Source organism: Escherichia sp. WS568, assembly GCF_046486085.1.
In the GTDB taxonomy this organism is placed as follows: domain Bacteria; phylum Pseudomonadota; class Gammaproteobacteria; order Enterobacterales; family Enterobacteriaceae; genus Escherichia; species Escherichia coli.
Window position 1 is genome coordinate 76,876 of record NZ_JBJQMC010000005.1, and the last position, 26,571, is coordinate 103,446.

At 50.5% G+C, this 26,571-nt stretch carries 29 protein-coding genes; 6 read left to right on the top strand and 23 right to left on the bottom strand.

All coding sequences use genetic code 11. The features are described from left to right. Nucleotides 1–94: 94 nt before the first annotated feature. The 11 genes from uspG to citC all read right to left on the bottom strand — a co-directional run bounded on the left by uspG (nucleotide 95) and on the right by citC (nucleotide 9,177). Nucleotides 95–523, bottom strand: coding sequence for a universal stress protein UspG (uspG, locus tag ACJHWR_RS07365; RefSeq protein WP_001308472.1), 429 nt, complete (start codon nucleotides 521–523; stop codon nucleotides 95–97). A 123-nt stretch (nucleotides 524–646) separates the two neighbouring features. Beyond that, nucleotides 647–736 carry a small membrane protein YldA gene (gene yldA / locus ACJHWR_RS07370; protein WP_001287361.1) on the bottom strand — a complete coding sequence of 30 codons (90 nt, stop codon included), beginning with the start codon at nucleotides 734–736 and terminating at the stop codon, nucleotides 647–649. 142 nt (nucleotides 737–878) lie between these two features. Next, nucleotides 879–1,289, bottom strand: a complete 411-nt coding sequence (rnk, locus tag ACJHWR_RS07375; RefSeq protein ID WP_000089731.1) for a nucleoside diphosphate kinase regulator — start codon at nucleotides 1,287–1,289, stop codon at nucleotides 879–881. A 229-nt stretch (nucleotides 1,290–1,518) separates the two neighbouring features. Beyond that, complete coding sequence (gene rna / locus ACJHWR_RS07380; RefSeq protein WP_012311587.1) at nucleotides 1,519–2,325, bottom strand: ribonuclease I; 807 nt, start codon at nucleotides 2,323–2,325, stop codon at nucleotides 1,519–1,521. A gap of 113 nt (nucleotides 2,326–2,438) precedes the next feature. Continuing rightward, the gene (gene citT, locus ACJHWR_RS07385) at nucleotides 2,439–3,902 is read right to left on the bottom strand and encodes a citrate/succinate antiporter CitT (RefSeq protein ID WP_000050336.1); all 1,464 of its coding nucleotides are present in this window, start codon (nucleotides 3,900–3,902) and stop codon (nucleotides 2,439–2,441) included. Between the two features lie 49 nt (nucleotides 3,903–3,951). Beyond that, on the bottom strand, nucleotides 3,952–4,830 hold the full coding sequence (gene citG, locus ACJHWR_RS07390) for a triphosphoribosyl-dephospho-CoA synthase CitG (protein WP_000062471.1): 879 nt from the start codon (nucleotides 4,828–4,830) through the stop codon (nucleotides 3,952–3,954). Next, the gene (gene citX / locus ACJHWR_RS07395) at nucleotides 4,805–5,356 is read right to left on the bottom strand and encodes a citrate lyase holo-[acyl-carrier protein] synthase (RefSeq protein WP_000550418.1); all 552 of its coding nucleotides are present in this window, start codon (nucleotides 5,354–5,356) and stop codon (nucleotides 4,805–4,807) included. The genes citG and citX overlap by 26 nt, the downstream gene beginning before the upstream one ends. A 3-nt stretch (nucleotides 5,357–5,359) precedes the next feature. Continuing rightward, nucleotides 5,360–6,892: a citrate lyase subunit alpha gene (gene citF / locus ACJHWR_RS07400; protein WP_012311967.1), complete on the bottom strand. Its 1,533-nt coding sequence runs from the start codon at nucleotides 6,890–6,892 to the stop codon at nucleotides 5,360–5,362. Between the two features lie 10 nt (nucleotides 6,893–6,902). After that, on the bottom strand, nucleotides 6,903–7,811 hold the full coding sequence (citE, locus tag ACJHWR_RS07405) for a citrate (pro-3S)-lyase subunit beta (protein ID WP_000622357.1): 909 nt from the start codon (nucleotides 7,809–7,811) through the stop codon (nucleotides 6,903–6,905). Continuing rightward, nucleotides 7,808–8,104 (bottom strand): citrate lyase acyl carrier protein, encoded by a 297-nt coding sequence (gene citD / locus ACJHWR_RS07410; RefSeq protein WP_000700703.1) that lies wholly within the window; start codon nucleotides 8,102–8,104, stop codon nucleotides 7,808–7,810. Before citD ends, citE begins: the two co-directional genes overlap by 4 nt. Before the next feature lie 14 nt (nucleotides 8,105–8,118). After that, a complete protein-coding gene (gene citC, locus ACJHWR_RS07415) occupies nucleotides 8,119–9,177 on the bottom strand; it encodes a [citrate (pro-3S)-lyase] ligase (RefSeq protein WP_000467705.1) in 1,059 nt (352 codons plus the stop codon). A gap of 378 nt (nucleotides 9,178–9,555) precedes the next feature. Between citC and dpiB the strand changes: the two genes are divergently transcribed. Then, nucleotides 9,556–11,214 carry a sensor histidine kinase DpiB gene (gene dpiB / locus ACJHWR_RS07420; protein ID WP_001305557.1) on the top strand — a complete coding sequence of 553 codons (1,659 nt, stop codon included), beginning with the start codon at nucleotides 9,556–9,558 and terminating at the stop codon, nucleotides 11,212–11,214. Then, nucleotides 11,183–11,863: a two-component response regulator DpiA gene (dpiA, locus tag ACJHWR_RS07425; protein WP_000126500.1), complete on the top strand. Its 681-nt coding sequence runs from the start codon at nucleotides 11,183–11,185 to the stop codon at nucleotides 11,861–11,863. Before dpiB ends, dpiA begins: the two co-directional genes overlap by 32 nt. Nucleotides 11,864–11,903: 40 nt before the next feature. On the opposite strand, the gene dcuC is transcribed toward dpiA, so the two are convergent. Beyond that, nucleotides 11,904–13,289 (bottom strand): anaerobic C4-dicarboxylate transporter DcuC, encoded by a 1,386-nt coding sequence (gene dcuC, locus ACJHWR_RS07430; protein WP_000955057.1) that lies wholly within the window; start codon nucleotides 13,287–13,289, stop codon nucleotides 11,904–11,906. Nucleotides 13,290–13,877: 588 nt separating this feature from the next. Here dcuC and pagP point away from each other — a divergent pair. Continuing rightward, the gene (gene pagP / locus ACJHWR_RS07435; RefSeq protein ID WP_001103097.1) at nucleotides 13,878–14,438 is read left to right on the top strand and encodes a lipid IV(A) palmitoyltransferase PagP; all 561 of its coding nucleotides are present in this window, start codon (nucleotides 13,878–13,880) and stop codon (nucleotides 14,436–14,438) included. Between the two features lie 174 nt (nucleotides 14,439–14,612). Continuing rightward, complete coding sequence (gene cspE / locus ACJHWR_RS07440; RefSeq protein ID WP_000034825.1) at nucleotides 14,613–14,822, top strand: transcription antiterminator/RNA stability regulator CspE; 210 nt, start codon at nucleotides 14,613–14,615, stop codon at nucleotides 14,820–14,822. A gap of 53 nt (nucleotides 14,823–14,875) precedes the next feature. Here the strand turns inward: cspE and crcB are convergent, their stop codons facing one another. Continuing rightward, complete coding sequence (crcB, locus tag ACJHWR_RS07445) at nucleotides 14,876–15,259, bottom strand: fluoride efflux transporter CrcB (RefSeq protein WP_000939738.1); 384 nt, start codon at nucleotides 15,257–15,259, stop codon at nucleotides 14,876–14,878. Nucleotides 15,260–15,354: 95 nt separating this feature from the next. On the opposite strand from crcB, the gene ACJHWR_RS07450 reads away from it, so the two are divergent. Together ACJHWR_RS07450 and tatE are read left to right on the top strand one after the other, a co-directional pair. Next, nucleotides 15,355–16,143, top strand: coding sequence for a deaminated glutathione amidase (locus tag ACJHWR_RS07450; protein WP_001305561.1), 789 nt, complete (start codon nucleotides 15,355–15,357; stop codon nucleotides 16,141–16,143). 128 nt (nucleotides 16,144–16,271) lie between these two features. After that, entirely contained in the window at nucleotides 16,272–16,475 is a 204-nt protein-coding gene (tatE, locus tag ACJHWR_RS07455) for a twin-arginine translocase subunit TatE (protein ID WP_000503931.1), read from the top strand. Nucleotides 16,476–16,575: 100 nt separating this feature from the next. Here tatE and lipA read toward each other — a convergent pair whose 3' ends face one another. The 10 genes from lipA to rsfS form a co-directional block, all read right to left on the bottom strand. Further along, nucleotides 16,576–17,541, bottom strand: coding sequence for a lipoyl synthase (gene lipA, locus ACJHWR_RS07460; protein ID WP_000042632.1), 966 nt, complete (start codon nucleotides 17,539–17,541; stop codon nucleotides 16,576–16,578). Between the two features lie 208 nt (nucleotides 17,542–17,749). Next, on the bottom strand, nucleotides 17,750–18,703 hold the full coding sequence (locus tag ACJHWR_RS07465; RefSeq protein WP_000378059.1) for a YbeF family transcriptional regulator: 954 nt from the start codon (nucleotides 18,701–18,703) through the stop codon (nucleotides 17,750–17,752). A 259-nt stretch (nucleotides 18,704–18,962) separates the two neighbouring features. Beyond that, complete coding sequence (lipB, locus tag ACJHWR_RS07470) at nucleotides 18,963–19,604, bottom strand: lipoyl(octanoyl) transferase LipB (RefSeq protein ID WP_000284018.1); 642 nt, start codon at nucleotides 19,602–19,604, stop codon at nucleotides 18,963–18,965. A 100-nt stretch (nucleotides 19,605–19,704) separates the two neighbouring features. Further along, nucleotides 19,705–19,968 carry a DUF493 family protein YbeD gene (gene ybeD / locus ACJHWR_RS07475; protein ID WP_000850550.1) on the bottom strand — a complete coding sequence of 88 codons (264 nt, stop codon included), beginning with the start codon at nucleotides 19,966–19,968 and terminating at the stop codon, nucleotides 19,705–19,707. 109 nt (nucleotides 19,969–20,077) lie between these two features. Beyond that, nucleotides 20,078–21,289 (bottom strand): D-alanyl-D-alanine carboxypeptidase DacA, encoded by a 1,212-nt coding sequence (gene dacA, locus ACJHWR_RS07480; protein WP_001092082.1) that lies wholly within the window; start codon nucleotides 21,287–21,289, stop codon nucleotides 20,078–20,080. A 139-nt stretch (nucleotides 21,290–21,428) separates the two neighbouring features. Further along, nucleotides 21,429–22,517, bottom strand: coding sequence for an endolytic peptidoglycan transglycosylase RlpA (gene rlpA / locus ACJHWR_RS07485; protein ID WP_001231428.1), 1,089 nt, complete (start codon nucleotides 22,515–22,517; stop codon nucleotides 21,429–21,431). A gap of 10 nt (nucleotides 22,518–22,527) precedes the next feature. Beyond that, nucleotides 22,528–23,640, bottom strand: coding sequence for a peptidoglycan glycosyltransferase MrdB (gene mrdB / locus ACJHWR_RS07490; protein WP_000131717.1), 1,113 nt, complete (start codon nucleotides 23,638–23,640; stop codon nucleotides 22,528–22,530). A 2-nt stretch (nucleotides 23,641–23,642) separates the two neighbouring features. Continuing rightward, entirely contained in the window at nucleotides 23,643–25,544 is a 1,902-nt protein-coding gene (gene mrdA, locus ACJHWR_RS07495; protein ID WP_000776191.1) for a peptidoglycan DD-transpeptidase MrdA, read from the bottom strand. 30 nt (nucleotides 25,545–25,574) lie between these two features. Next, complete coding sequence (rlmH, locus tag ACJHWR_RS07500; RefSeq protein ID WP_000776104.1) at nucleotides 25,575–26,042, bottom strand: 23S rRNA (pseudouridine(1915)-N(3))-methyltransferase RlmH; 468 nt, start codon at nucleotides 26,040–26,042, stop codon at nucleotides 25,575–25,577. Between the two features lie 3 nt (nucleotides 26,043–26,045). Beyond that, entirely contained in the window at nucleotides 26,046–26,363 is a 318-nt protein-coding gene (rsfS, locus tag ACJHWR_RS07505) for a ribosome silencing factor (protein ID WP_001161664.1), read from the bottom strand. Nucleotides 26,364–26,571: the final 208 nt, after the last annotated feature.

Below are 26,571 nucleotides of genomic sequence, written 5' to 3' on the forward strand. Positions count from 1 at the left end.
CTTAGCCGCCGGGGTCAAACCTGGCGGCTTTTTTATTGCATTAAAAAGCCCTGCAGGGATGGCTCCGGGCAGGGCGGGATACTTATTCTGGCAATTAACGCACAACCAGCACCGGCAAATTGGCGTGGCGGATCACGCTCGAGGCGTTAGAACCCAACAGATGAGTTGAAATTGATGGGTTACGCGAACCAATCACTACTACATCTGCATCAAGTTCTTTCGCTAACTCGTTAACTTCATCCCGCACACTACCAAAACGGACATGTTGCTTAATGCGGGAAGGATCGATGGTGAAGTGGCTGACCATCGTTTGCAGACGTTCTTCTGCTTCATGTTGCAGATGCTCTTCAAAACGACGTACATCAGCGGCAAAACGGTGCAGGCTCAGGCTGGCTGACCCCGGTAGTACGTGAAGTAGATGAATAACTCCGTCATCCTGGGCGAGGAATTCAGCGTGGCGAACCGCTTTGTCGCTCAATTCCATTTCGAAAACATCCACTGGCATGATGATTGTTTTGTACATAAGCATTCTCTCCTTGTTTTTGCATGTATACATAACAGCACATTATTGGTTATGAATCTATGATTTGCGAGGCTGATTTGATCTGAATTTGCTATTGAGCTGGAAAATAAATAAAACCAGGCGCTACCAGCGTTGTTCAAGGTATAGCACTGCAGCAACAATAATTGCTGCTATGAATATATAAAATGCAGTGATACCGAGAGCTTCGCTCATATGAGGTTCCGCAGATGAATAACCAGTTCAGATTAGAATGCTGCGCTTAAGAGCAAAATGATAAATCTGGTTGATATTTGAGCGGAAAGAGGATGCGAGTGCATCCTCTGGGCAAAGCGAGTTATCGCTTGTGCAGATGGGATTAAAGCAGGTAATCGCCAGCAGCTTCTGGCTGGTATTCGAGTTCCAGCACTTCAAGGTGGGTTGCAACGCCGCCCGGCAGTTCCCAGTGAATGGAATCGCCAACGCGCAGCCCCAGCAGTGCGGCACCTACCGGAGCCATAACGGAAAGCTGAGTATTGCTGTCGGTCATTTTTGCCGGATACACCAGCGTGCGCACACGCACTTCGCCATCGCTAAGATTGCGGAATTTAACCCGGCTGTTCATTGTCACCACGTCGTGTGGCATCTCTTCTGGCGAACACATTTGGGCGCGATCCAACTCTGCGTTTAACGCGTCGGCGATTGGCAAACCAGCATAGGCGGGTTGCTCCAGCAGAATATCGATGCGTTCGGCATCCAGGTCGTTAATGATGATAGTTGGTCTGGACATTTTTACTCCATGTCGTCGGTACTGCGAGTGTCGCAGATAAACATACCCAAAAGAAAACCCTCACCGTCAGGCGGCGAGGGTTTAACTCACATGATGATACTGACTGTTGCTCACTCTTTGAAGTGATTTGCGTCACATTCAGGGAATTCCTCAATGTAGCGCATTATGTATAAATCTTAATCGTCATGGTTTATGGAAGACGAATTAGCGTGTTTTGTAAATCAGAGGATTAATAACCTGCTTTATCAATCACAAAGGTTTTGCCACAGTTGCCTGGGTGTGGTTGTGGCAAGAATGAGTTGGCAGAAAGCGGAGCGTTGATGGCGTCAGCTTTGATCGAGATCTGAATTTCAGTCAAATACGCAGGGTTACCCTGGCACGTTAGCTTAACTGCTTTCACGTTCTCTTTTCCCCAGCTTTTGGCAAAGGCGGCATCAAAGTCACGGCGGCTCACTGTTTTACCGTAGTTATCCGCAAGGAATTTTCCGGCTTCGTTCTCTTTAATTTCTTGATTCAGGCGTACCATCGTGCCGAAGTATGCGTCTGGATCAAAACCAAAGCAGGCACCGTGTTTGGCATATTCGTAGCGTTCCAGGCAGGAACGTCCGCCAGCTCCTGGCATGACTTCACTTAGTTTAGCGGCCGTTTCCAGCGATAACCCGGTTTCCGGAGATGAACACATTCGGCTGGCGCGCGCTTCTGGTAGATTCGGGATTGGGCGAGTAGCGCAACCGAAGCGCATCCAGCGGCGTTCATCAACACCACGGGCAGCAACCGATTTAGGCAATCCTGGCCACAGACCATGTACGGTCAGAAAATCAGCTTTGTTGGTCGTTTCGGTTTGCAGGCGACATTCATCTCGTTCGTTACGATTTCGATCGTGTTGACTCTGGCAAAATCCGGTTTGCCAGGAGAGGGCCAGGACATAGCGATCAAAATCGCCATACTGTTTTGCCTGCAACGCCACGGCGTTGGCAGAAGAGAAGGGAAGCAGAGAAACCGCGAGCAACGCGGCGTTACGCCAGAATGCTTTCATAATGGGTGTGGAACTCATACATATACTGAATACTATCTATTAAATCATAAAAAAGCCCGCCAGGTGGGCTTACCTGGCGGGCGTGATGATTTATTCAGCGTTTGGCGAACGTATTAGTTCCACATGGCGAGAATCGGCCAGCCAACCAACAGCAGCATAGAGATGTAAATCACCCCGAAGATTGCGCCAAGACGCCAGTAATCTTTTGATTTCACATAGCCACAGCCGTAAATAATCACCCCAGGACCGGTTGCATACGGCGTCAGACAGCCCATGATACCGATAGACAGCACCAGCAGGATACACAGTTGTTCCATTGGTACGCCCGGAATACCTTTACCGACGGCCAGAATAACCGGCAGCATGGTTGCGGTGTGCGCAGACAGGCTGGCAAACAGGTAGTGTGCAAAGTAGAACACCAGAACCAGTACAATTACCGTTGCGTTCGGTGAGAAGCCTTCCAGGTGCGTGCTCATGGTGCTAGCGAACCAGTCGATAAAACCAGAGCGGGTCAAACCGTTCGCCATAACAACCAGCGTTGCCAGGTTGACCAGTGTGTTCCAGGCGCTGTTGTAGCGGGTAATGTCTTTCCACGGTACAACGTGCAGGGCCAGCATCAGCGAAACCGCCAGCAGACCTACCGCCGTGGCGTCGATCATTTCGCCGCCGAATACCCATAAGCCTAAGCTCAGCAGCACCAGACCTATCAGGGTCCACTCTTTACGGCTCAATGCACCCATCGTTTTCAGTTCATCACCGGCCCATGCTGCCACTTCGGCACTGTGAGTCACTTCCGGCTTGTACAGCACATAGGAGAGCCACGGAGCAACGATCAGCAAAATAATACCGACCGGCAGGAAGCTCAGGAACCATTGCAGCCAGCTAATCTGGATCCCTGCGATTTTGCTGACGAACTCCAGACCCAGCACGTTTGGTGCCGCACCGGTGACAAACATGGACGAACTCAGACTGGTACTAATGACCATCATCCACATCAAATAGCCGCCAATACGACGCGCGGACGGATCGTTCGGGAATGATTTAAACAGCGGCGGCAGGTTTTTAATGACCGGAAAAACCGTACCCCCGGTACGCGCGGTGTTGGACGGTGTAAACGGTGCCAGCAGAATGTCGATAATGACAATCGCGTAACCCAGCGTCAGCGTGCGTTTACCCATGAATTTCACCAGGAAAAGGGCGATACGACGGCCCAGACCGGTGACTTCATAGCCCAGCGCAAAAATAAATGCGCCAAACACCAGCCAGACGGTGGTGCTGGAGAAACCTGCCAGCCCCCATTTCAGCGCCTGTTTTTGCGCATTAAACGCTGGGTCAGCTAATTCTTTGGCATCAAAGAGCAGGTAATTACTGCCAATAACGCAAATAGTAACCGCAATAAAACTGATCGCCGTTGCCGGAATTGGCTCGAGGATCATGCCGACAATCATTGCCACAAACACTGCAAAGTAATGCCACGCCTGCGGCGGCATACCGTCAGGTACAGGGATAAGAAACATGACACCCATCACCACCAGGGGCGCCAATAATTTCCATATATTATCTTTTGCTAAAGACATACGGGTTCTCCGACAATTAATATTCCAATTTTATCAAGTGCTTAAATTATTAAATCTGTGCTAAAAACCAGGTAATAATCAGCAGGTCGGCACTGCCGCCTGGACTGAGATTTCGTTCGATACACTCCCTGTCGAACTGCCGGAGATAATCGAGATCGGCGGGGGTTCGGATGCCCCCATTGTTTAATAGTGTTTGCGCCTCGCGCTGTAGCCAGCGCAGGCCCCCCTCGCCACCGCGCGATGCAACGTTGGTATCGCCGTTAGTAGCCATCAGTAGGAGCAAGGTATCGAGCAATGCCAGTTCAGGATCTAACCCCTGATCCAGCAGAGTGAGGTAATGCGGCAAGGCGTGGTTGATCACCAGTGGATAACCCGCTTCGGCTTCACCGCGTGCGCCGGTAAGGCCAAGCTGCTGGTACAACCGTTGACCTGCCGTCAGTTGTGAATTATTGGTACGCAGTTCGCGATCGGTCAGGCCACGACAGAAACTTGCCGCCGTCGAACAAACGGTTGTTGGCGTTACCGGCTGGTTGAGCTGAAGCAAACGGCCAATTGCCGCACACAGTAGCCCTAAAGAAAAAATGCTTCCTTTATGCGTGTTTACGCCCGCAGTGGCGCGGAACATATCACCTTCGCAAGCCATACCAATTGGGCGTAATCCGTTGAGTACTGCTTCCGGTGCCATTTCTGCACTACAGGCACCAAATTCAATGAAACGGGGTAACCAGCCCTGAATCGCCAGCGCGCTGCGGTGGAAATCTTCCAGCGCCATATCTTTGTGCGCACCGCAGTTAATGCGATCCACGAGGCCTGGTTTCGGTGACAGATTGACTTCAGTCAGCATGGCGCGCCAGCCCAGCAGGGCGTACTCATCGATTAATGACGTCGCAAGCTTTGTGGTTTTAGTTGACGTTGCAGGCATCGACATCGTTCAGCAGCGCCTCCATGCGGTTGAGTAAATCGGTCAGTTGATGGGTTTTTCCACGCGCGCAAACAGCTGCGCTTTGCTCGCACAACAGGCAGCGGCGAGGCGGCAGTGAATAATCGCGGCGGGAGAGAATGTCGCCTTCGGGTGTCAGGACATCGATATCCCATAACCGCCCGAGAGGATGACTATGTTCAAGCTCAATGGTGGCGAGCTTGAGGTCGCGAGCCGGGGCGGCAATGCTCAACATGCCCTCCGGCCCGCTGGCGGAAACCAGTGCAGCCTGCTCCTGAATTTGCCAGCCCTGTTTTGCGGCTAAGGCACGCAAGGCTGTCACGCCATGATTAAAAATTCGGCGTGTGACCTCGCTGTCTTTAATCGGCCCAGGCGCAACCACGGTAAAGGAGACCAGTGGAACAGGATGGCGCTTGAGCCAGACGTGTTGCCGTGCTTGCCTTTCATCCCGGCTGACGAGCAGCTCGGGAATTGACACCGCATGGTGGCTGGCGAGTTCAGGAAGCAGGTGCATGGCTTATTCCTTCACCTGATGCACAACATCGATCACCGAGCCATCGCGGTAACGCACAACGGCAACGACGCGGTCGGTGAATTCAATCGGCTGTGGTTCACCGGTCAGCAGACGCGCACGTTCACGCAGCCACTCAATGGAAACCACTTTAATGCCCGCTTCCTGCAGACGTTCTGCCAGTTCCGGACGTGCCGGGTTAACTGCGATACCGTGGTCTGTGACCAGAATATCGACACTGGAGCCCGGGGTGATGCAGGTCAGCACGTTATCCACCAGAGTCGGAATACGACCGCGTACCAGCGGTGCGACGATGATGGAAAGTGCAGAGGCAATCGCGGTATCGCAGTGACCACCGGAAGCGCCACGCAGTACGCCGTCAGAGCCGGTCAGCACGTTAACGTTGAACTGGGTGTCAATTTCCAGCGCGCTCAGTACCACCACGTCGAGACGATCAACCGATGCACCTTTCGAACCCCAGTTAGCGTACTGGTTGGCGCTGATTTCGATGTGATTGGGGTTACGGGCCAGCGATTGCGCAGCGTGGCTGTCAAAGCTCTGCACATCCAGCAGTTTGCGGATCAAACCTTTTTCGTGCAGATCAACCATCGTTGCGGTAATACCGCCGAGGGCGAAGTCGGCGCGAATATCGCGGCTACGCATTTTGTCTTCCAGGAAACGGGTTACCGCCAGCGAAGCGCCGCCGGTGCCGGTCTGCATGGAGAAACCTTCTTTGAAGTAGCCAGAGTTAACAATCACATCCGCAGCGCTACGGGCAATAAGCAGTTCGCGCGGGTTAGTGGTCATACGGGTAGCACCAGCGCCGATTTTTGCAGCATCGCCAACGCGATCAACTTTGACGATCAGATCAACCTGATCTTGCTCAATGCTTGCCGGATTATGCGGATAAGGCAGCAGTTCTTCGGTAAGCATCACGACCTGTTTTGCGTTGTCGGCATCAACCATTGCATAGCCGAGGGAGCCGCAGCAGGCTTTACCGGAGTAGCCGTTGGCATTACCGAATTCATCACAGGACGGGACGCCGAGGAAAGCCACATCGATATTCAGTTCGCCGCTCTGTACCAGATGCACACGTCCGCCGTGAGAGTGGATTTGCACCGGTTCCGCCAGCAGACCACGGGAGATTTCTTCCGCCAGTGGACCGCGCAGGCCAGAGGTATAAATGCGGGTAACCACGCCCCGGCGAATGTGTTCTACCAGCGGCGCATGGCAATCACTCAGGGAGCTGGAGGCCAGAGTCAGGTTTTTAAAGCCCATCTTCGCGATGACGTCCATCACCATATTGACGGTCAGGTCACCGCCACGGAAAGCGTGATGGAAGGAAACCGTCATACCGTCCTGTAAACCAGAGCGACGAATCGCTTCTTCCAGGTTGGCGCACAGTTTGCGATCGCGCGCTTTTTCAGCCTGGTAGGTTTGCTTTGGCGAGTTCTGGAAAGCGGCAAGATCGCATTCAGCGCGACGATTCCAGGCCGCTACCCGTTCTTGTCGTTGAGATTGTTCAATTTTCTGCGTCATTTTGATTGCCTTATTCTTCGCGGATGCCGGAAAGTTCTGCACGGGAGAGCACCAGACGGGCGCGATCGATAACCGGACCGTCCACCATCTTGCCGTTCAGGGAAACCACGCCGAGGCCTTCGCGAGCGGCGGCTTCAGCGGCTTCTACGACGCGGCGGGCGTGATCCACTTCTTTCTGAGTCGGTGCGTAGAGGTTGTGCAGCAGATCAATCTGACGCGGGTTGATCAGCGATTTGCCGTCAAAGCCCAGCTGTTTGATGTGGGCGGCTTCTTGCAGGAATCCGGCTTCGTTGTTAGCGTCGGAATAGACGGTATCGAACGCCTGAATACCCGCAGAGCGCGCGGCCTGCAAAATGGAGCAGCGTGCGAACAGCAGTTCAGTTCCTTCCGGGGAGCGTTCTGTACGCAGGTTGCGCACATAGTCTTCTGCACCGAGGGCGATACCGATCAAACGCTCGGAAGCGTGAGCGATTTCCACTGCGCGGGTAATGCCCAGCGGAGATTCAATCGCTGCCAGCAGGCCGGTGCTGCCGGGTTCACGACCACAGGCTTTTTCGATGCGCAGGATCTCTTTTTCGATATCCAGAACATCCTGAGCGGTATCGGTTTTCGGCAGACGCACAACGTCCGCACCACCGCGAACGACGGCTTCCAGGTCGTTAACACCCCATTCGGAATCCAGCGCGTTTACACGCACAATGGTTTCAATATCGCGATACAGCGGATGTTGCAGCGCGTGGTAAACCATGCGGCGGGCGGTGTCTTTTTCACGCAATGCCACGGAGTCTTCGAGGTCAAACATCAGGGCATCAGCCGGGTAGATGAATGAGTTGCTGACCATCGCGGCATTGGCACCTGGCACAAACAGCATGCTGCGGCGGGTGCGAGTTTTACGTTGTTGCAGCGAAGCGGAAATCATTGGCAATCCTCCCATGGCAGAGCCGGGATACCGCTGGCGCGTGCCAGCAGGGCTTCCAGTCGTGCACGTAAAATGCAGTCCAGTGCGCCTTTGTCATCGACATTCAGCTGTACGCCGCGCACGTTGTAGCGGGCGAGAACGTCCAGAATGGTGGTGCGAATTGCATCGCCAAACTGTTTCTCAACGCTGCTGTTGATTTGCAGGTCGATATCCTGCGTATCGAGTGGGGCGATGCGTATCATCACATCCCCAGACTCAAGGGTGCCTGCAACGGCGGGCTGGTTTATTTTCATTTTTCACCTGTTTCTCATGCGGGGGTCTTTTGACGAGCTGCCGCGTCCTGGCGGGAGTGCTCAAGCAGGTTCTGCAAATAATGCAGCGTGACTGCAGGGACCAGCGGCGCGATAGCCGTGAGATCGTTTTTCGCCAGCAGTTGACGTACCCGGGAAGCGGATATCGGCATCTCCTGGTAACGCAGCCGCTCAATTTCAACCAGTTCGATGGGCGGTGCGGAGATAGTCGGCGTTTCCAGCCAGTAGCGCATATCCTGGTTGTACTGGGCGGTAACACGACAAAAGGGTTCAGTACCGACAAAGCGGTGAGTTACACCCAGCGCGGGAGCGAGGTACTGACGGAAAATCTTCAGATCAATTTCGGTGTAACAATGGTTAATGACGCTCTGTTCTTTAATGAAGTAGCAAGGGAACGTAGCGCGGGAGATGATGTATTCGGAGCCGCGATGCACAGTCAGGCGTGGAATATCGGCGGTGCCTTTTAACACCAGATCCAGCCGGTCTTCATAGGGAAAGCGTGAAGAATCTTCTTTAACTAAAAACAGATGCAACCAGTCGCACTGTGCTGCAGCCTGTTGAATCAGATAACGGTGACCATTCGTAAAGGGATTGGCGTTCATCACAATGCAGCCAATCTTGTTCCCTGGATGACGAAATTTTTTCAGCGATTCGGCATAGCGTTTCAGTCGCGTGGCGCTGTTTTCCATCAGCACCATCACGCCGGGTACACTGGTCAGCGTGGAAAAACCGCACTGGCGGAACAGCGCCTCGTATTCGGTTTTGGTATAAATAAACAGATGCGTGCTGTGCCGCTCATAGGCGAGGTTTATCAATTCAGTGGCTAATGTCAGCGCCAGTCCTTCACCGCGAACGGATTCACTGATAGCAACGCATTTAATAATATTTCCGGCAATTCCACCGCACGCGATAAGCTTTTCATCGCGGGTTACGGTAATAAATACTTCGACTGTGGTGTCAACGCTCAAATCATTTTCATGCAGGAATTGGGCGATTTCCGCCATTTTTTTATTTTCTGAACGTTTTACACGGGTGAAAATATCATTGCCGAACATAATAAATAGTATCCTGAAGGTGCATGTTGTTATCGATTTGCAACGAATGTTGTTCGATGTTGCAAACTGATAACCTTTTATTTTCACTTGGGAGAAAGGGGGTGATCGAGATATATCTTTTTCTCCTTTCGCTATACATCCTAAGGAGTATTTCGGCGTGAAATTTTGATTTATTTCACATAGAGTTAGTGGTTTTTTATTTATTTAATGGTTTTAAGTTTTTTAACTAATGTAATTACGAAATGACCCGCAGGTTTAAGTGATTTAATTGATTTAATGAATAAAATTTGCCACGATCATATTTAATATCTATGTATTTTGATTCAACATTTTAATTACATCCGTCAAAGAGGCTCGGGACAACCCGCAAGGAAAACAATGTTGCAGCTTAACGAGAATAAACAGTTTGCATTTTTCCAAAGACTGGCATTTCCGCTGCGTATCTTTTTGCTGATTCTGGTGTTCTCAATATTTGTCATTGCAGCCCTGGCGCAATATTTTACAGCCAGTTTTGAGGACTATTTAACGCTTCATGTGCGCGACATGGCAATGAATCAGGCAAAAATTATTGCTTCTAATGACAGTATCATCAGCGCAGTGAAAACGCGTGACTACAAGAGGCTGGCGACCATCGCTGACAAATTACAAAGAGATACTGATTTCGATTATGTGGTGATTGGCGATCGGCACTCGATTCGTCTTTACCATCCTAATCCGGAGAAAATTGGTTATCCTATGCAGTTCACCAAACCGGGCGCGCTGGAGAAAGGGGAGAGCTACTTCATCACCGGGAAAGGGTCAATTGGCATGGCGATGCGTGCCAAAACGCCAATCTTTGATGACGATGGAAAAGTCATCGGCGTGGTGTCGATTGGCTACCTGGTGAGTAAAATCGATAGCTGGCGGGCTGAGTTTTTATTACCGATGGCTGGCGTGTTTGTCGTGCTGTTAGGGATTCTGATGTTGCTATCGTGGTTCCTGGCCGCGCATATCCGTCGGCAGATGATGGGCATGGAGCCAAAGCAAATCGCACGCGTGGTCCGTCAGCAAGAGGCGCTGTTTAGTTCGGTTTATGAAGGGCTCATTGCGGTGGATCCGCATGGTTACATTACCGCCATCAATCGTAACGCAAGAAAGATGCTGGGTCTGAGTTCCCCCGGACGGCAATGGTTGGGTAAACCCATTGCTGAAGTGGTCAGGCCCGCCGATTTCTTTACCGAACAGATTGATGAAAAACGTCAGGATGTGGTGGCGAACTTTAACGGTCTGAGCGTTATTGCCAACCGGGAAGCTATTCGTTCTGGTGATGATTTGCTGGGGGCCATTATCAGCTTTCGTAGTAAAGACGAAATATCCACCCTCAATGCGCAACTGACGCAAATTAAACAATACGTCGAGAGCCTGCGCACATTGCGACACGAGCATCTCAATTGGATGTCGACGCTCAATGGTCTGTTGCAGATGAAAGAGTATGATCGCGTGCTGGCGATGGTGCAGGGGGAGTCTCAGGCCCAGCAACAGCTTATTGATAGCCTGCGCGAGGCGTTTGCCGATCGCCAGGTGGCGGGGCTGCTTTTTGGTAAAGTGCAGCGCGCCCGCGAACTGGGGCTAAAAATGGTCATCGTCCCCGGAAGTCAGCTTTCGCAACTGCCGCCAGGACTGGACAGCACCGAGTTTGCAGCCATTGTTGGCAATTTACTTGATAACGCCTTCGAAGCCAGCCTACGTAGCGATGAAGGAAACAAGATCGTTGAATTATTCCTCAGCGATGAAGGCGATGATGTGGTGATTGAAGTCGCCGATCAGGGCTGCGGCGTTCCAGAGTCTCTACGAGACAAAATATTTGAGCAGGGTGTCAGTACGCGTGCTGACGAGCCCGGCGAACATGGCATTGGGTTGTACTTGATTGCCAGCTACGTAACGCGCTGCGGTGGTGTTATCACTCTCGAAGATAATGATCCCTGCGGTACCTTATTTTCAATCTATATTCCGAAAGTGAAACCTAATGACAGCTCCATTAACCCTATTGATCGTTGAGGACGAAACGCCGCTGGCAGAGATGCATGCGGAATATATTCGTCACATTCCCGGATTCAGTCAGATATTACTGGCGGGAAACCTGGCGCAGGCCCGAATGATGATCGAGCGTTTTAAGCCGGGGCTAATCTTGCTCGATAACTATCTTCCTGACGGTAGAGGGATTAATTTACTGCATGAACTGGTGCAGGCGCATTATCCCGGCGACGTGGTGTTTACCACTGCAGCCAGCGATATGGAAACGGTGTCTGAAGCCGTACGTTGTGGTGTATTTGATTATCTCATTAAGCCCATTGCCTATGAACGGCTGGGGCAAACGCTAACCCGTTTCCGCCAGCGTAAACATATGCTGGAAAGTATTGATAGCGCCAGCCAGAAGCAAATTGATGAGATGTTTAATGCCTATGCTCGCGGTGAACCCAAAGACGAACTGCCGACCGGCATTGACCCCTTGACGCTAAACGCAGTGCGAAAACTGTTTAAAGAGCCTGGTGTGCAACATACGGCAGAAACGGTGGCGCAGGCACTGACTATCAGCCGCACCACTGCCAGACGTTATCTTGAATATTGCGCCAGCCGCCATCTGATTATTGCTGAAATTGTTCACGGCAAAGTTGGCAGACCGCAACGCATATACCACAGTGGGTGACATGATAAAGCCGGAGGAAACTTGCCTCCGGCATGACTATTTACTTGCCTGTGACCGCGGCTGCCGTTCCTGGCACCATCAGCTCTGTAGCAACGATAACAATCACCAGCCCAACAAGCACCGGCACCGAGGTGCGTTTTACGACTTCAAATGGTGAGATTTTCGCCATCCCGGCAACCGCAACGACTACGCCAGAAACGGGTGACAGGGTACGGCCGAGGTTTGACGCCTGCAGCATTGGGATAGTCAAATACGCCGGGTTAATGCCGGAAGAGTGCGCCAGTTTCGGGATCATCTCAACAAACGCATAAAACGGCGCATTGCCTGAACCGGTCGTGACTGCCGCCAGCATTGTCAGGATCACTAATACCAGCATCAGGATGATACTCGCCGAACCAAACGAGGTGGCGATAGAAATCAGACTTTGAATAAAGCCGATGGTGCTAAGCCCCTGAGCGAATACCCCAGCGGCAACCAGCAGCATCACCACGTTAGCAAACGCATCGGCCATCCCGCGATAAGCCACTTCCAGACCAGAGAAAACTTTCTGGGTATTAAAGCTGCGGATGAACTCCAGAATGGAGGCAATCAGCATACAAATCACCAGAATAGTGATGATGTGTAATTGCGGACCCCATTTGCCGTCAAAAATCAGCACTCCGATGATCGGCGTGAACGGCAAAATGGCATAAAACGCAGGAGCAGTAGTGGTGATTTCACTGACATCTAACATTTCATGAGAGATGTGCTCTTTTTTATCCAGATAACGTTGCCAGAAGAAGTGGGCGATCGCCATGCCGATAATTGCAGCAATTGAGATAGGCAGCGTCGTTTTGAAGGCGAAGTCAATCAGCGACATTTCGGAAGCCTGCGCCGCCAGCACCACATCCCCTGAAGTCGGTGCGAGAATAATCGCCGCCGGGGAGGCACAAATAGCAGCAGCTGCACCACGGCTGATACCAACGTTTACCATCACCGGAAACAGGGTTGCCATCAGCAAAACACCCAGACCGGTTGCGGAAGAGACGGCCAGAGACATCAGACAGGCGACAAAATAGGCGGCAATCATCAGCAGGTAAGGGGAGTTAATATACTGCAATGGTTTTGACGCCAGCTTGACCACCATATCATTCGCGCCGATATGGGTCATGTAAGCGGCAAAGCCACACAGCATCATAATCATCATGCCGAGGTCGCCGCCGCGGCTCATTAGCAATATTTTAACGTATTCAACGATATCCGTGGCGCTGTAGCCTGTTGAAGCCTGGCTGGACGGTAACACTTTGTGCCCCATAATGGCACTGATAATCAGCAATAACAGGCCACCGACAAATAACACGCCAGTGGCGGAATACCCTTTAATGATGTAGCGAGCTACACCCACAATAACCACAACCCCAATAAGGAGTTCAATGAATGTCAGCATAATTTTTCCTGTCTCCAGGCCCCAAAGTAAATAATAAAAAATTCCTAAAAACTAAGGAAAAAATATGCCCAATAAATTGGCGGTGAATGCTGATTAAAATCAAGAAAAACTGCCATTAAGACATTGAAGTTGCTGTTTTTATACGTAGATAACAAAACGCATATTTAGCGGTTGGCAAATATCACATAATAATGTGTGTAAATTGATGGTGGATTGATGCAAATTTGTTAATTGCAATGGTGTTAGCTGCGGCCATGCGCTCAAAAAATAATCTAATATGAGCATGGGTTGACGATATATATTATATACTTCGTTAAGATGATTGTTGTATCTCGTTAAAAAATAAAATAATTTTTCCTTGATTGCATTTTGTCATCAAAAAAGACTTGGTTTTTCTTTTTTGACTATTCCCATCGCAGAAAACGACGCATCATCTTTAATCGATGTGCGGAAATATTTAACTTAAACAAGCGGAAATAAATAGAGCAGCTATTCAGATTATTTTTTATGTTGGGGCTATTAAGGTTATGTTAATTGTAGCTTTGCTATGCTAGTAGTAGATTTTTGATAAATGTTTAATGGTCACAAATGAACGTGAGTAAATATGTCACTATATTTTTCTTTGTTTTTATTCAGTTAATCAGTGTTGGTAAAGTTTTTGCTAACGCTGATGAGTGGATGACAACGTTTAGAGAAAATATTGCACAAACCTGGCAACAGCCAGAACATTATGATTTATATATTCCTGCCATCACCTGGCATGCGCGTTTTGCCTATGACAAAGAAAAAACCGATCGCTATAACGAGCGACCGTGGGGTGGCGGTTTTGGTCAGTCGCGTTGGGACGAAAAAGGAAACTGGCATGGCCTGTATGCCATGGCATTTAAGGACTCGTGGAACAAATGGGAACCGATTGCCGGATACGGATGGGAAAGTACCTGGCGACCGCTGGCAGATGAAAATTTTCATTTAGGCCTGGGATTCACCGCTGGCGTAACGGCACGCGATAACTGGAATTACATCCCTCTCCCGGTTCTACTGCCATTGGCCTCTGTGGGGTATGGCCCCGCGACGTTTCAGATGACCTACATTCCGGGTACCTACAACAATGGCAATGTGTACTTTGCCTGGATGCGCTTTCAGTTTTGAGACAAATGAAGTTTTAGTAAATTCTTTAAAATCAACCACTAAAATAATTAACATCAAAAATAACGCGACTTTTATCACTTTTTAGTAAAGTTGCACTGGACAAAGCGTACCACAATTGGTGTACTGGTAACCGACACAGCATTTGTGTCTATTTTTCATGTAAAGGTAATTTTGATGTCTAAGATTAAAGGTAACGTTAAGTGGTTTAATGAGTCCAAAGGATTCGGTTTCATTACTCCGGAAGACGGCAGCAAAGACGTGTTCGTACACTTCTCTGCAATCCAGACTAATGGTTTTAAAACTCTTGCTGAAGGTCAGCGCGTAGAGTTCGAAATCACTAACGGTGCCAAAGGCCCTTCTGCTGCAAACGTAATCGCTCTGTAAGATACGTCAGCAAGAATTCAAAACCCGCTTAATCAGCGGGTTTTTTTTGGTCTTTAGTGTGCGGTTGAGGCCGAAAACAGCCAGAAAGCCAGTGCGGTCATGGCAAAAGACCCCAGAAGGTTGACGAAAACGTTCAGTAATGCCCAGCCAAAGCGACCCTCTTGTAACAAAAACACCACTTCTGCCGAAAATGTTGAGAAGGTTGTTAGACCGCCACAAAATCCGGTGGTGATTAATACTTTCCACACGGGATCAATGTTCGTCATCCTGCTGAACCAGGCGAATCCCATTCCTATGATGAATGCCCCAATCAGGTTGGCTGCCAGCGTCCCCAACGGAATCGCCTGATGCAGCGGGTTAAATCGCATACTTAACAGCCATCTCGCCACGCTTCCCGTACCACCGCCTATAAAAACTGCTAAAAGAAGTTGTAACACTGCAAAATCCTGCTATTTGATTTGTATGAGTGATAAGTGTAACGCCGAATAATCGCCGTTGGCGAATTTTACGACTCTGACAGGAGGAGGTGGCAATGCTGGTTGCCGCAGGACAGTTTGCTGTGACATCTGTGTGGGAAAAGAACGCTGAGATTTGTGCCTCGTTGATGGCGCAGGCGGCGGAAAACGACGTTTCGCTGTTTGTCCTGCCGGAAGCATTGTTGGCGCGTGATGATCATGATGCAGATCTATCGGTTAAATCAGCACAGCTGCTGGAAGGCGAATTCCTCGGACGTTTACGTCGAGAAAGTAAACGTAACATGATGACGACAATTCTGACGATTCATGTTCCTTCAACGCCGGGGCGCGCATGGAATATGCTGGTGGCGCTACAGGCAGGAAACATCGTCGCCCGTTATGCCAAACTTCATCTCTATGATGCATTTGCCATTCAGGAATCACGCCATGTTGATGCTGGTAATGAAATAGCTCCGTTACTGGAGGTGGAAGGGATGAAGGTCGGTCTGATGACCTGTTATGACTTACGCTTTCCAGAGCTGGCGCTGGCACAGGCATTACAGGGAGCTGAAATCCTGGTACTTCCTGCTGCCTGGGTTCGTGGGCCGCTCAAAGAGCATCACTGGTCAACGTTGCTTGCCGCTCGTGCGCTGGATACCACCTGTTATATGGTGGCGGCGGGGGAGTGCGGGAACAAAAATATCGGGCAAAGCCGGATTATAGATCCCTTTGGCGTCACCATTGCGGCAGCGTCAGAAATGCCTGCACTCATTATGGCGGAAGTGACGCCCGAACGTGTGCGTCAGGTGCGCGCGCAACTGCCCGTCTTAAACAACCGTCGCTTTGCGCCGCCGCAATTATTATGATGTTTTTTTACTCGGCGCTTGATTCACCTTGTTACAGATTGCTATTGTGTGCGCGCGTCGAATGACCGTTAATATTCTCTGGTTTTTAAGGCGCGTTCTGTTGCCGGTTATATGTCAAGAAGGTATCTATGGGTGAGATTAGTATTACCAAACTGCTGGTAGTTGCGGCGCTGGTCGTTCTGCTGTTTGGGACTAAGAAGTTACGTACGCTGGGCGGAGACCTTGGAGCGGCCATTAAAGGGTTCAAGAAGGCGATGAATGATGACGATGCTGCGGCGAAAAAAGGCGCAGACGTTGATCTTCAGGCTGAAAAGCTCTCTCATAAAGAGTGACGTGGCGAGCAGGACGCTCCCTCAATATCTTGTTCGATACAAAAAACCCGCTTCAAAAAGCGGGTTTTTTATCAGACAGATGTAAGTAATTATTACAGGATTACTTAACTTCCATCCCTTTCGCCTGCAAATCGGCGTGGTAAGACGAGCGGACAAACGGACCGCATGCAGCATGGGTAAAGCCCATCGCCAGCGCTTCGGCTTTCATTTCGTCGAACTCATCCGGGCTAACGTAACGTTGAACCGGCAGGTGATGGCGGCTTGGCTGCAAATATTGCCCCAGCGTTAACATCGTCACACCATGACGGCGCAGGTCGCGCATTACCTCAATAATTTCTTCATTGGTTTCACCCAGACCCACCATCAGACCAGACTTGGTCGGGATTTCCGGATGCGCTTCTTTAAAGCGTTCCAGCAGCTTCAGCGACCAGTTGTAATCTGCACCAGGCCGTACCTGACGGTAAATACGCGGTACGTTTTCCAGGTTATGGTTGAACACATCTGGTGGTGTGGCGGTCAGAATATCCAGAGCACGATCCATACGACCGCGGAAATCCGGCACCAGAGTTTCAATTTTGATTTGCGGGCTTTTTTCCCGAATGGCAGTAATGCAATCCGCAAAGTGTTGGGCACCGCCATCGCGCAGGTCATCACGGTCAACGGAGGTGATAACCACATAACGCAGCGCCATATCGGCAATGGTCTGCGCCAGTTTCACTGGTTCATTGGCATCCGGAGCTACCGGGCGACCGTGGGCAACGTCACAGAACGGACAACGGCGGGTACAAATAGCGCCGAGGATCATAAAAGTTGCTGTGCCGTGGTTGAAGCATTCCGCCAGGTTAGGGCAGGAGGCTTCCTCGCAGACAGAATGCAGGCCATTTTTGCGCATTGCGGCTTTGATGCCCTGGATACGTGTAGAGTCCGCTGGAAGCTTGATTTTCATCCATTCCGGCTTGCGCAGCAGGGCTTCGCGCTCTGTTGCCACGTTTTTAACCGGGATAAGGGCCATCTTATCGGCATCGCGGTATTTAACACCGCGTTCCATCACAATGGGTTTACTCATAGCGTGCGTGTTCCAGTTGCGAATTACGAAGGAAAGCGTTTCAATTCAATAGATTGTTGTAATTATCAACTATTTTTGAATTAACGACTGGCAGTATATCATTGAAACGGACCTGAAAGCAGCCAAAGCGGTCGCGAAAATGTAAAATTGTTGTTGGATTGTGCCATTTTTTCGTTCTTCGCTGTGATCTGGCTGTAACAATACTTTTTCAAAATGCATTCCGGATAACATCTATTACCCCGTGCAGGATGGGATCACGCAGGCTGAATTTGTTGTAGTGGATAGAGAAATCTATTTGCTCCTCATTTAAGGACGGAAAAGGCAGTTTTTCTAGCGGCCAACAACGGCTAAACAGGTTATAAAAACGGCTGGGAATAATCGCTAACATGTCACTGTTGGCAACCAGTGCAGCGATTGTCAAAATGTTGTAGCTGGTGAAACTGATTTGCCGGTCCGGAAACATCTCTTGAACTCTCTGCCGCAGACCGCTGAAATTTTGCCCTTCCGGTAACAGGAGTATATGCGCAGCGTTGTCGATAGTCTCTCTGTCATCTTCTAAAGAGAGTAGTGGATTTCCCTCACGGCAAATTAACACCATATTGTCGGTGAACAGAACATGATGTTGCACCGTACGATTGGTGCAAAACATGTTATCGATGATGAGATCGGTTTGAAACTGACTGAGTTGGTTTTCCGCGTCGCTGGTGGGTGGGTTGCGCAGTAAAAGCTGCGGATAGTGAGATTTAATCGCCCGATAGATGACAGGAAGGACCAGGGCTCCGACCGAGGGGGTGGTCGCAATAGTTATCGTTCGTTGCTTATCATAGCTTCCTTCGATATCCAGCGCGCCAAGAATGGACTCAAGGCCCTGACTGATATACTCATGTAGATGCATCGCAAATGCGGTAGGAGTGACACCCTGGCCTTTGCGAATAAACAATGGGTCAGGGAATATAACGCGCAGTTTCTGAATAGACTGACTGATTGCCGAGGGTGTCAGATTAAGCACTTTCGCTGCATTAACGATCCCTTTATGTACATATACAGCTTCAAAAATAGTCAGAAGGTTAAGATCAATATTTCGTAAGGTTGTAAATATTTGTGGTTTACCTTCTGACGACTTTCTGCTTAAACAGGTTTCAATTTGATTATTACTATCCACGCACTTACTCCAATTTTATTCATGGAAAAATAATATTAAAAAAAATTACAATAATCTTATGTCTAATTGGAACGGAACGCTTTTGCTCACCATAATCAACTATTTCAATAAGTTAATCAATGGGGTGAGTTACGGAGCAAGGCGTAGCATCGCATTTCTGCTAGTGATAAAGAAAATATACAAACGCGAAGGAGATGTAAAGCATTAGCAGGTATTATGAGTAATGACCCAGTGTAAATTGGGCCATTGATGTATGCAATTAAGCGGTAATATATTCGAAGTCAGGATTGTTTAGTAGCGCTAAAATATTTTCCAGTAAACGCGGTGCAATATTATTAGTCGTCGCTTCGGGTTTCCATTGTGATATTTTAGCCATTTCCATTCCGGCATACCCACAAGGATTAATACGTAAAAATGGTGAAAGATCCATATTGACGTTTAATGCCAGACCGTGGAATGAACAACCGCGTCGAATACGTAAACCCAGTGAGCAAATTTTCTTTTCCCCGACATAGACACCAGGCGCGTCAGCCCGAGGATGCGCTTCTATACCCAGTTCAGCCAGGGTATTCACCACTGTTTGCTCAAGCAAGGTCACCAGTTCACGCACACCGAGTTTACGGCGTTTCAGGTTAAGCAACACATACATCACCTGTTGCCCCGGCCCGTGATAAGTCACCTGCCCACCGCGATCGCTCTGAATCACCGGAATATCACCCGGCATTAAAATGTGCTCCGCTTTTCCTGCCTGCCCTTGGGTAAATACCGGATAGTGCTCGACCAGCCAGATTTCATCAAGGGTACTTTCATCGCGGGTATCGGTGAATTCATGCATAGCCAGGGAGATTGGCTCGTAAGGCTGAAGACCGAGCTGGCGGACAAGAATTTTATCCTGATACAAAACGGCATCTCCGTGGAGAATGAGTAAAAGTGGGGGAAAAGTATATCACAGCGAGGAGAGGGGAGTTACCCGACCAGGAGCCGGGTAACGGAGAAGCGAGTTACAGAACCATGCGGACAATATCGATTTTGCCCAGTTCTTCATACAGTGTTTCAACCTGCTCGATATGAGTCGCGTTGATAGTGATAGATACCGAGTGGTAGTTGCCTTTGCTGCTTGGTTTTACCGTTGGGGTGTAGTCACCTGGCGCATGGCGCTGTACCACTTCAACCACCTGATCAACCAGCTCAGGTAACGCCTGCCCCATAACTTTGTAAGTAAAAGGAGTAGGGAATTCAAGCAGTTCGTTAAGTTTGGTTTTCATGTCAGCTCCGGCGTAACGTAATTAAATAGCAACTCCCGCCAGAAGGCGGGAGTTTTTTACTGATGCTTAGTATATGGGGACGGAAATTACACTTTCAAGTGTTCGATTTTTAACCAAACCAGTGATGGAACATTAATTTAATGTAATCAATGATTTTGCCGAAGAAGTTGCCTTCCGGGATTTCTTGCAGCACAACCAGCGGGCGTTGTTCGATCGTTTTGCCATCAAGCTGGAAGTTGATAGTACCGACGACCTGATTCTTTTGCAGCGGCGCATGCAATTCACTGCTGTTCAGCACATAGCTGGCTTTCAGATCTTTCATGCGGCCACGCGGAATGGTCAGATACACGTCTTTATCAACACCTAACGAAGCGCGATCAGAATCACCAAACCAAACCGGTTCAGAGGCGAACTCTTTACCTACTTTCAGTGGGTTAACGGTTTCGAAGAAACGGAAGCCCCAGGTTAGCAGTTTTTTACTTTCGGCTTCACGGCCTTTAAAAGTACGTCCGCCCATCACCGCAGAGATCAAGCGCATCTGGCCTTCAGTCGCAGAAGCAACAAGGTTGTAACCTGCTTTGTCAGTGTGTCCGGTTTTGATGCCGTCGACATTCAGGCTGTTATCCCATAACAGGCCGTTACGGTTCAGCTGGCGAATACCGTTAAACGTAAATTCTTTTTCTTTATAGATCGAGTATTCATTCGGTACGTCACGGATCAACGCCTGGCCGATCAGCGCCATATCTCGCGCGGAGCTGTACTGACCATCAGCATCCAGACCATGTACCGTCTGGAAGTGGGTATTTTTCAGGCCCAGTGCGTTAACGTAGCTGTTCATCAAGCCAACAAAAGCGTCCTGGCTACCAGCGGCAAAATCGGCCATGGCGACACAAGCATCGTTACCCGATTGCAGGTTAATACCGCGGATTAGCTGAGAAACCGGAACCTGCATGCCCGGTTTGAGGAACATCAGTGAAGAACCTTTAAACACCGGGTTACCGGTGGCCCATGCGTCGTTGCCGATAGTGACTAAATCAGTTTCTTTAAATTTACCGGCTTTCATTGCCTGGCCGATAACGTAACTGGTCATCATTTTGGTCAGGCTGGCAGGATCGCGGCGGACATCTGCGTTCTGTTCGGCGAGCACTTTGCCGGAGTTATAGTCAATCAGGATGTAGGACTCCGCATCGATCTGCGGTACACCCGGGATCATAGTTTTGATATTCAGGTCATCGGCATGTGCAGCAGAGATAAAGGCTGTGCAAAGAGCCGTGGTGAGCGCCAGGCGCTTCATGATACGAGCGGAAAAAATGGTATTCATGGTCTGAACTACGACATCCGTGATGGAATTAAAAAAAGTGCCCTACTATAGCAAATGCACTACCGGCAGGCATCTGACTTTCCGCGTGACTTTGTTAACGTCATTTACAGAAATTGACACATCAGATGCCTGCTTTACGCTACTGCGCGGTGGTAATAAATGACTGTAATTGGGCTTCGGTTTGCAAACGTTGCTGCAAGGTACTGGCTTCGGCTTTGCTGGCGAATGGGCCAAGCTGGATCCGCCAGACCGCGCCATTTTGAGTTACGCGACCGGGGACGCCGAACTTCTGTCCCAGTTGCTGTTGGTACTGTTGCGCACGAGCCTGATCGCTAACGGCCCCGACTTGCACCATAAAGTTGCCGCTGGCGCTTTGCGAGGCGGCTTGCGGTGTCACCATTGCAGGCGAGGTTGCAGGCGTTGTCGACGGAGCTGTAACAACGGGCTGTGGTGCAGGCGTTGGTTCGCTGCCTTCCAGAACACCAGGCGCTAAGGTCGTTGGTGCGCCGAGGAAACCGCTGCTGGTTACCGGCGCGCCAGTCGGATCTTCGCTTTTTAGCGTCGAATTACTGACCGGAAGAATGTCACCCTGCGGGCCAGACACTGAACTTGTTCCTGCGCCGCCGCTTAAATCGGGAGGTGCAGGCAGGGCGTAAGTCTGTTTGGCAACTGTGGTACAGGCCATACCAGGACCAGAAAGCGAACCATCCTGGGCGACAATAATCGGATCGATACGAACTTTGGTGTTGTTTGACGTGTTAAGACGGTCAGCTGCCGCGCGAGAAAGCGAAATAACGCGGTCGTTGCCGTAAGGACCGCGATCATTAATGCGCACCACGATCATTCGCCCGTTAGCCAGGTTAGTGATTCTGGCGTAGCTGGGGATCGGAAGCGTTGGATGGGCCGCCGTCAACTGTGTCGGATCGAAAGCTTCGCCAGAGGCCGTCAGGTTACTGCCGGGTTCGGCATCATAGATTGCCGCCAGTCCCGCCTGGCTAAATCGAGACGGATCCTGCACGATTTTGTAGCTTTTACCGTCGCGCTGGTAATCCTGATTTGCCGTCGCGTTCAGTGGTTCGAAACGCGGGTCCGCCCCGCTAATTTCAACTATGGGGCCGTTACATACCGCAGGCTGCGGTACACTTACCGTCTGTTGCTGACCATCATCGCTTGTACATGCCGCGAGCATTCCTGCCGCGATGCAGATCCCGAGCCACTGCTTACGCATTGCGCACCTCTTACACGCTTTTCGACAACATTTTCCTGTGGGTGTGGATTGACATTACAATCCCGAACCCAGCCATCAGCACAATTAGCGCCGATCCTCCATAACTGACCAGTGGGAGCGGAACCCCTACAACCGGCAGAATACCGCTTACCATACCAATATTTACGAAGACATAAACGAATAATATCAGCATTAAGCCGCCAGCCATGACGCGACCAAAGGTGGTTTGCGCTCTGGCGGCTATCCACAGCCCGCGCATGATCAGCAGAATGTAAAGAGCGAGCAGAATCAAAATGCCCACTAATCCCAGCTCTTCCGCCAGTACCGCGAAGATAAAGTCGGTATGGCGTTCGGGGAGAAATTCAAGCTGTGACTGAGTACCGTGCAGCCAGCCTTTGCCGCGTAATCCGCCGGAGCCAATAGCAATTTTAGATTGAATAATATGATAGCCCGCGCCGAGTGGGTCTGATTCCGGGTCCAGGAGCATCATTACGCGCTGGCGCTGGTAATCATGCATCAGGAAGAACCACAGAATCGGAATGAACGCCGCTACCAGCACTACTGCGACGCCAATCAGACGCCAGCTAAGGCCAGAGAGGAACAGTACAAACAGGCCGGAAAGCGCAACGAGGATTGATGTTCCCAGGTCAGGCTGTGCAGCCACCAGCAGCGTGGGCATAAATATCAGCACCAGCGCGATAGCTGTATTCTTCAATGAAGGTGGGCAAACGTCGCGGTTGATAAAGCGTGCAACCATCAGTGGTACGGCTATCTTGGCAATTTCCGACGGTTGAAAACGAACAATACCGAGGTCCAGCCAGCGTTGAGCGCCTTTAGAGATGGCACCGAAAGCATCTACCGCCACCAGCAAAATAATACAGATGATATAGAGATAGGGGGCCCAGCCTTCATAAACGCGTGGAGGAATTTGCGCCATCACCACCATGATGACCAGACCCATCGCAATCTGGCCGATTTTACGCTCCATCATGCCAATATCCTGACCGCTGGCGCTCCAGATAACCAGGGCGCTGTAAACCAGCAATGCCAGTAAGATCAGCAGCATTGTGGGATCGAGATGGACTTTATCCCAGAATGTTTTTTTATTCGGATTATCCGTCATGATTAATGGTCCTCCGCTGCGGCAACCGCTGGATTTTCCGCAGGCAGATCGGTGTTGTTATCACCCAGCATAATGTGGTCGAGGATCTGGCGCATCAGCGTACCAACCGCCGGACCCGCGCCACCGTTCTCCAGAATCATGGCGACAGCCACTTGCGGATTGTTGTATGGCGCAAAGGCGGTCATCAGTTTGTGGTCACGTAAACGCTCGGCAATTTTGTGCGCATTATAGGTTTCGTTCGCTTTCAGGCCGAAGACCTGAGCCGTACCGGATTTTGCTGCAATTTTGTACGGTGCGCTGGCAAAGTATTTATGCGCCGTACCGTTAGGGCGGTTAGCAACACCGTACATACCGTCTTTTGCCAGCTCCCAGTAACCGGAATGAATATCGCCGACGGGCGGTTCATGCGGTTGTACCCATGGCACCTGTTTGCCGTCTTCGGCGGTGCTCATCAGCAAATGCGGAACCTTCACGATACCGTCATTAATCAGGATCATCAGTGCCTTACTCATCTGGATTGGGGTCGCTGTCCAGTAACCCTGACCGATACCAACCGGAATGGTGTCACCCTGATACCACGGTTTTTTAAAGCGTTTCTGTTTCCATTCGCGGGTAGGCATGTTGCCGGAACGTTCTTCCGCCAGGTCGATACCGGTGTAATGACCATAACCGAATTTACCCATCCATTCGGAGAGGCGATCGATTCCCATATCGTAGGCCACCTGATAGAAGAAGGTATCCGCAGATTCTTCCAGCGATCTTGTGACATTCAGACGCCCGTGGCCCCATTTTTTCCAGTCACGATAACGTTTTTCCGAACCTGGCAGTTGCCACCAGCCTGGGTCAAACAGCGTCGTATTGCGCGTGATCACTCCGGCGCTCAATGCCGAAACCGCCACATAGGGTTTAACTGTAGACGCGGGAGGATAAACCCCTTGTGTGGCGCGGTTCACCAGCGGTGTATTCGGGTCGTTCAGCAAGGCGGAATAATCTTTGCTGGAGATACCGTCAACAAACAGGTTTGGGTCATAACTAGGCGTGGAAACCAGCGCCAGCACCCCACCTGTACGCGGATCGGTGACTACCACAGCTGCGCGGCTACCCGCCAGCAGCGTTTCAATATATTGCTGGAGTTTGAGATCCAGCGTCAGGTAAATATCGTGTCCGGCTTGCGGTGGTACTTCTTTTAACTGGCGGATAACACGCCCACGGTTGTTAACTTCAACCTCTTCATAACCAGTCTGACCGTGCAGCACGTCTTCATAGTAACGCTCAATGCCCAGCTTACCGATATCATGCGTTGCCGCATAGTTGGCCAGTTTGCCGTCATTATTCAGGCGTTCGACGTCTTTATCGTTGATTTTCGACACATAGCCGATGACGTGGGTCAACGCCGAACCGTAAGGATAGTAACGACGTTTATAGCCTTTAACTTCAACACCCGGAAAACGGTACTGGTTGACGGCAAAGCGAGCTACTTGTACTTCGGTCAGGTTAGTTTTCACCGGAATGGAGGTGAAACGGTGTGAACGTGCGCGCTCTTTTCGGAATGCAGCAATATCATCATCGGTCAGATCAACCACGCTGCGCAAAGCGTCCAGCGTTTGCTGCACGTTATCGACTTTCTCCGGCATCATTTCTATCTGGTAGATAGTGCGGTTGAGAGCCAGAGGGATACCGTTACGGTCGTAGATAATGCCGCGGCTGGGTGCGATAGGCACCAGCTTAATGCGGTTTTCATTAGAGCGGGTCTGGTAGTCGGTAAAGCGAACAATTTGCAGATTATACAGGTTGGCGATAAGCACGCCGGTCAGCAGCAAAATCCCCAAAAAGGCGACCAGCGCCCGGCGCACAAACAGCGCGGACTCTGCCGTATAGTCGCGAAAAGAGTTCTGTAGTTTCATCCGCTGCGTTTTCTACTCAAGGCTCCCTTATCACTCACGGTGATAAGGATGGTTGGTGGTGATGCTCCACGCCCGGTACAGACTCTCTGCGACCAGCACGCGAACCAGCGGATGGGGGAGGGTAAGCGCCGACAGCGACCAGCTCTGCTCAGCCGCCGCTTTACAGGCAGGCGACAACCCTTCAGGCCCGCCAATCAGTAGACTGACGTCGCGACCATCCAGCTTCCAGCGTTCCAGCTCAGCGGCTAACTGCGGCGTATCCCAGGGCTTGCCTGGAATATCGAGGGTGACAATGCGGTTTTTGCCTGCGGCCGCCAACATCTGCTCACCCTCTTTGTCGAGTATGCGCTTGATGTCCGCATTCTTGCCGCGTTTTCCGGCCGGAATTTCAATCAGCTCGAAGGGCATATCTTTCGGAAAACGACGCAGGTACTCGGTAAAACCGGTTTGTACCCAGTCCGGCATTTTCGTTCCCACGGCGACAAGTTGCAGCTTCACGCATTAACTCCAGAGTTTTTCCAGTTCATACAGGCGACGGCTCTCTTCCTGCATGACATGGACAATCACATCGCCCAAATCCACGACAATCCAGTCGGCGCTGTTTTCACCTTCTACGCCGAGCGGTAACAGGCCCGCTGCGCGAGACTCCTGCACAACGTGGTCAGCAATGGACATAACATGACGGCTGGACGTACCCGTACAGATGATCATGCAGTCGGTGATGCTGGATTTGCCCTGAACGTCTAAGGCGATGATGTCCTGACCTTTGAGGTCATCAATTTTGTCGATAACAAAATCCTGGAGTGCTTTACCCTGCAAGTTTTCCCCCTGGGTGAATCAAATAGATAAAAATGGTCTGTCAGTATACCTGAACCAGAGGCGATTTCGGGACAATTGTCGCCGAATCGGCTTTCGAAAGTGGGCTATCATCCCACCCCGCGCCGCAGATTGCATCGCCATTTTTGTAAAACAATTTCTACAAAGTCGTGTCTGGCGGAAAAAGTCTGGCTGCGGAGAATATCAGCCT

What these genes read in the sequence shown, in the direction of transcription:
- uspG (WP_001308472.1), bottom strand. Translation starts at nt 523, where the DNA reads ATGTACAAAACAATCATCATGCCAGTGGATGTTTTCGAAATGGAATTG.
- yldA (WP_001287361.1), bottom strand. Translation starts at nt 736, where the DNA reads ATGAGCGAAGCTCTCGGTATCACTGCATTTTATATATTCATAGCAGCA.
- rnk (WP_000089731.1), bottom strand. Translation starts at nt 1,289, where the DNA reads ATGTCCAGACCAACTATCATCATTAACGACCTGGATGCCGAACGCATC.
- rna (WP_012311587.1), bottom strand. Translation starts at nt 2,325, where the DNA reads ATGAAAGCATTCTGGCGTAACGCCGCGTTGCTCGCGGTTTCTCTGCTT.
- citT (WP_000050336.1), bottom strand. Translation starts at nt 3,902, where the DNA reads ATGTCTTTAGCAAAAGATAATATATGGAAATTATTGGCGCCCCTGGTG.
- citG (WP_000062471.1), bottom strand. Translation starts at nt 4,830, where the DNA reads ATGTCGATGCCTGCAACGTCAACTAAAACCACAAAGCTTGCGACGTCA.
- citX (WP_000550418.1), bottom strand. Translation starts at nt 5,356, where the DNA reads ATGCACCTGCTTCCTGAACTCGCCAGCCACCATGCGGTGTCAATTCCC.
- citF (WP_012311967.1), bottom strand. Translation starts at nt 6,892, where the DNA reads ATGACGCAGAAAATTGAACAATCTCAACGACAAGAACGGGTAGCGGCC.
- citE (WP_000622357.1), bottom strand. Translation starts at nt 7,811, where the DNA reads ATGATTTCCGCTTCGCTGCAACAACGTAAAACTCGCACCCGCCGCAGC.
- citD (WP_000700703.1), bottom strand. Translation starts at nt 8,104, where the DNA reads ATGAAAATAAACCAGCCCGCCGTTGCAGGCACCCTTGAGTCTGGGGAT.
- citC (WP_000467705.1), bottom strand. Translation starts at nt 9,177, where the DNA reads ATGTTCGGCAATGATATTTTCACCCGTGTAAAACGTTCAGAAAATAAA.
- dpiB (WP_001305557.1), top strand. Translation starts at nt 9,556, where the DNA reads ATGTTGCAGCTTAACGAGAATAAACAGTTTGCATTTTTCCAAAGACTG.
- dpiA (WP_000126500.1), top strand. Translation starts at nt 11,183, where the DNA reads ATGACAGCTCCATTAACCCTATTGATCGTTGAGGACGAAACGCCGCTG.
- dcuC (WP_000955057.1), bottom strand. Translation starts at nt 13,289, where the DNA reads ATGCTGACATTCATTGAACTCCTTATTGGGGTTGTGGTTATTGTGGGT.
- pagP (WP_001103097.1), top strand. Translation starts at nt 13,878, where the DNA reads ATGAACGTGAGTAAATATGTCACTATATTTTTCTTTGTTTTTATTCAG.
- cspE (WP_000034825.1), top strand. Translation starts at nt 14,613, where the DNA reads ATGTCTAAGATTAAAGGTAACGTTAAGTGGTTTAATGAGTCCAAAGGA.
- ACJHWR_RS07450 (WP_001305561.1), top strand. Translation starts at nt 15,355, where the DNA reads ATGCTGGTTGCCGCAGGACAGTTTGCTGTGACATCTGTGTGGGAAAAG.
- tatE (WP_000503931.1), top strand. Translation starts at nt 16,272, where the DNA reads ATGGGTGAGATTAGTATTACCAAACTGCTGGTAGTTGCGGCGCTGGTC.
- lipA (WP_000042632.1), bottom strand. Translation starts at nt 17,541, where the DNA reads ATGAGTAAACCCATTGTGATGGAACGCGGTGTTAAATACCGCGATGCC.
- ybeD (WP_000850550.1), bottom strand. Translation starts at nt 19,968, where the DNA reads ATGAAAACCAAACTTAACGAACTGCTTGAATTCCCTACTCCTTTTACT.
- dacA (WP_001092082.1), bottom strand. Translation starts at nt 21,289, where the DNA reads ATGAATACCATTTTTTCCGCTCGTATCATGAAGCGCCTGGCGCTCACC.
- rlpA (WP_001231428.1), bottom strand. Translation starts at nt 22,517, where the DNA reads ATGCGTAAGCAGTGGCTCGGGATCTGCATCGCGGCAGGAATGCTCGCG.
- mrdB (WP_000131717.1), bottom strand. Translation starts at nt 23,640, where the DNA reads ATGACGGATAATCCGAATAAAAAAACATTCTGGGATAAAGTCCATCTC.
- mrdA (WP_000776191.1), bottom strand. Translation starts at nt 25,544, where the DNA reads ATGAAACTACAGAACTCTTTTCGCGACTATACGGCAGAGTCCGCGCTG.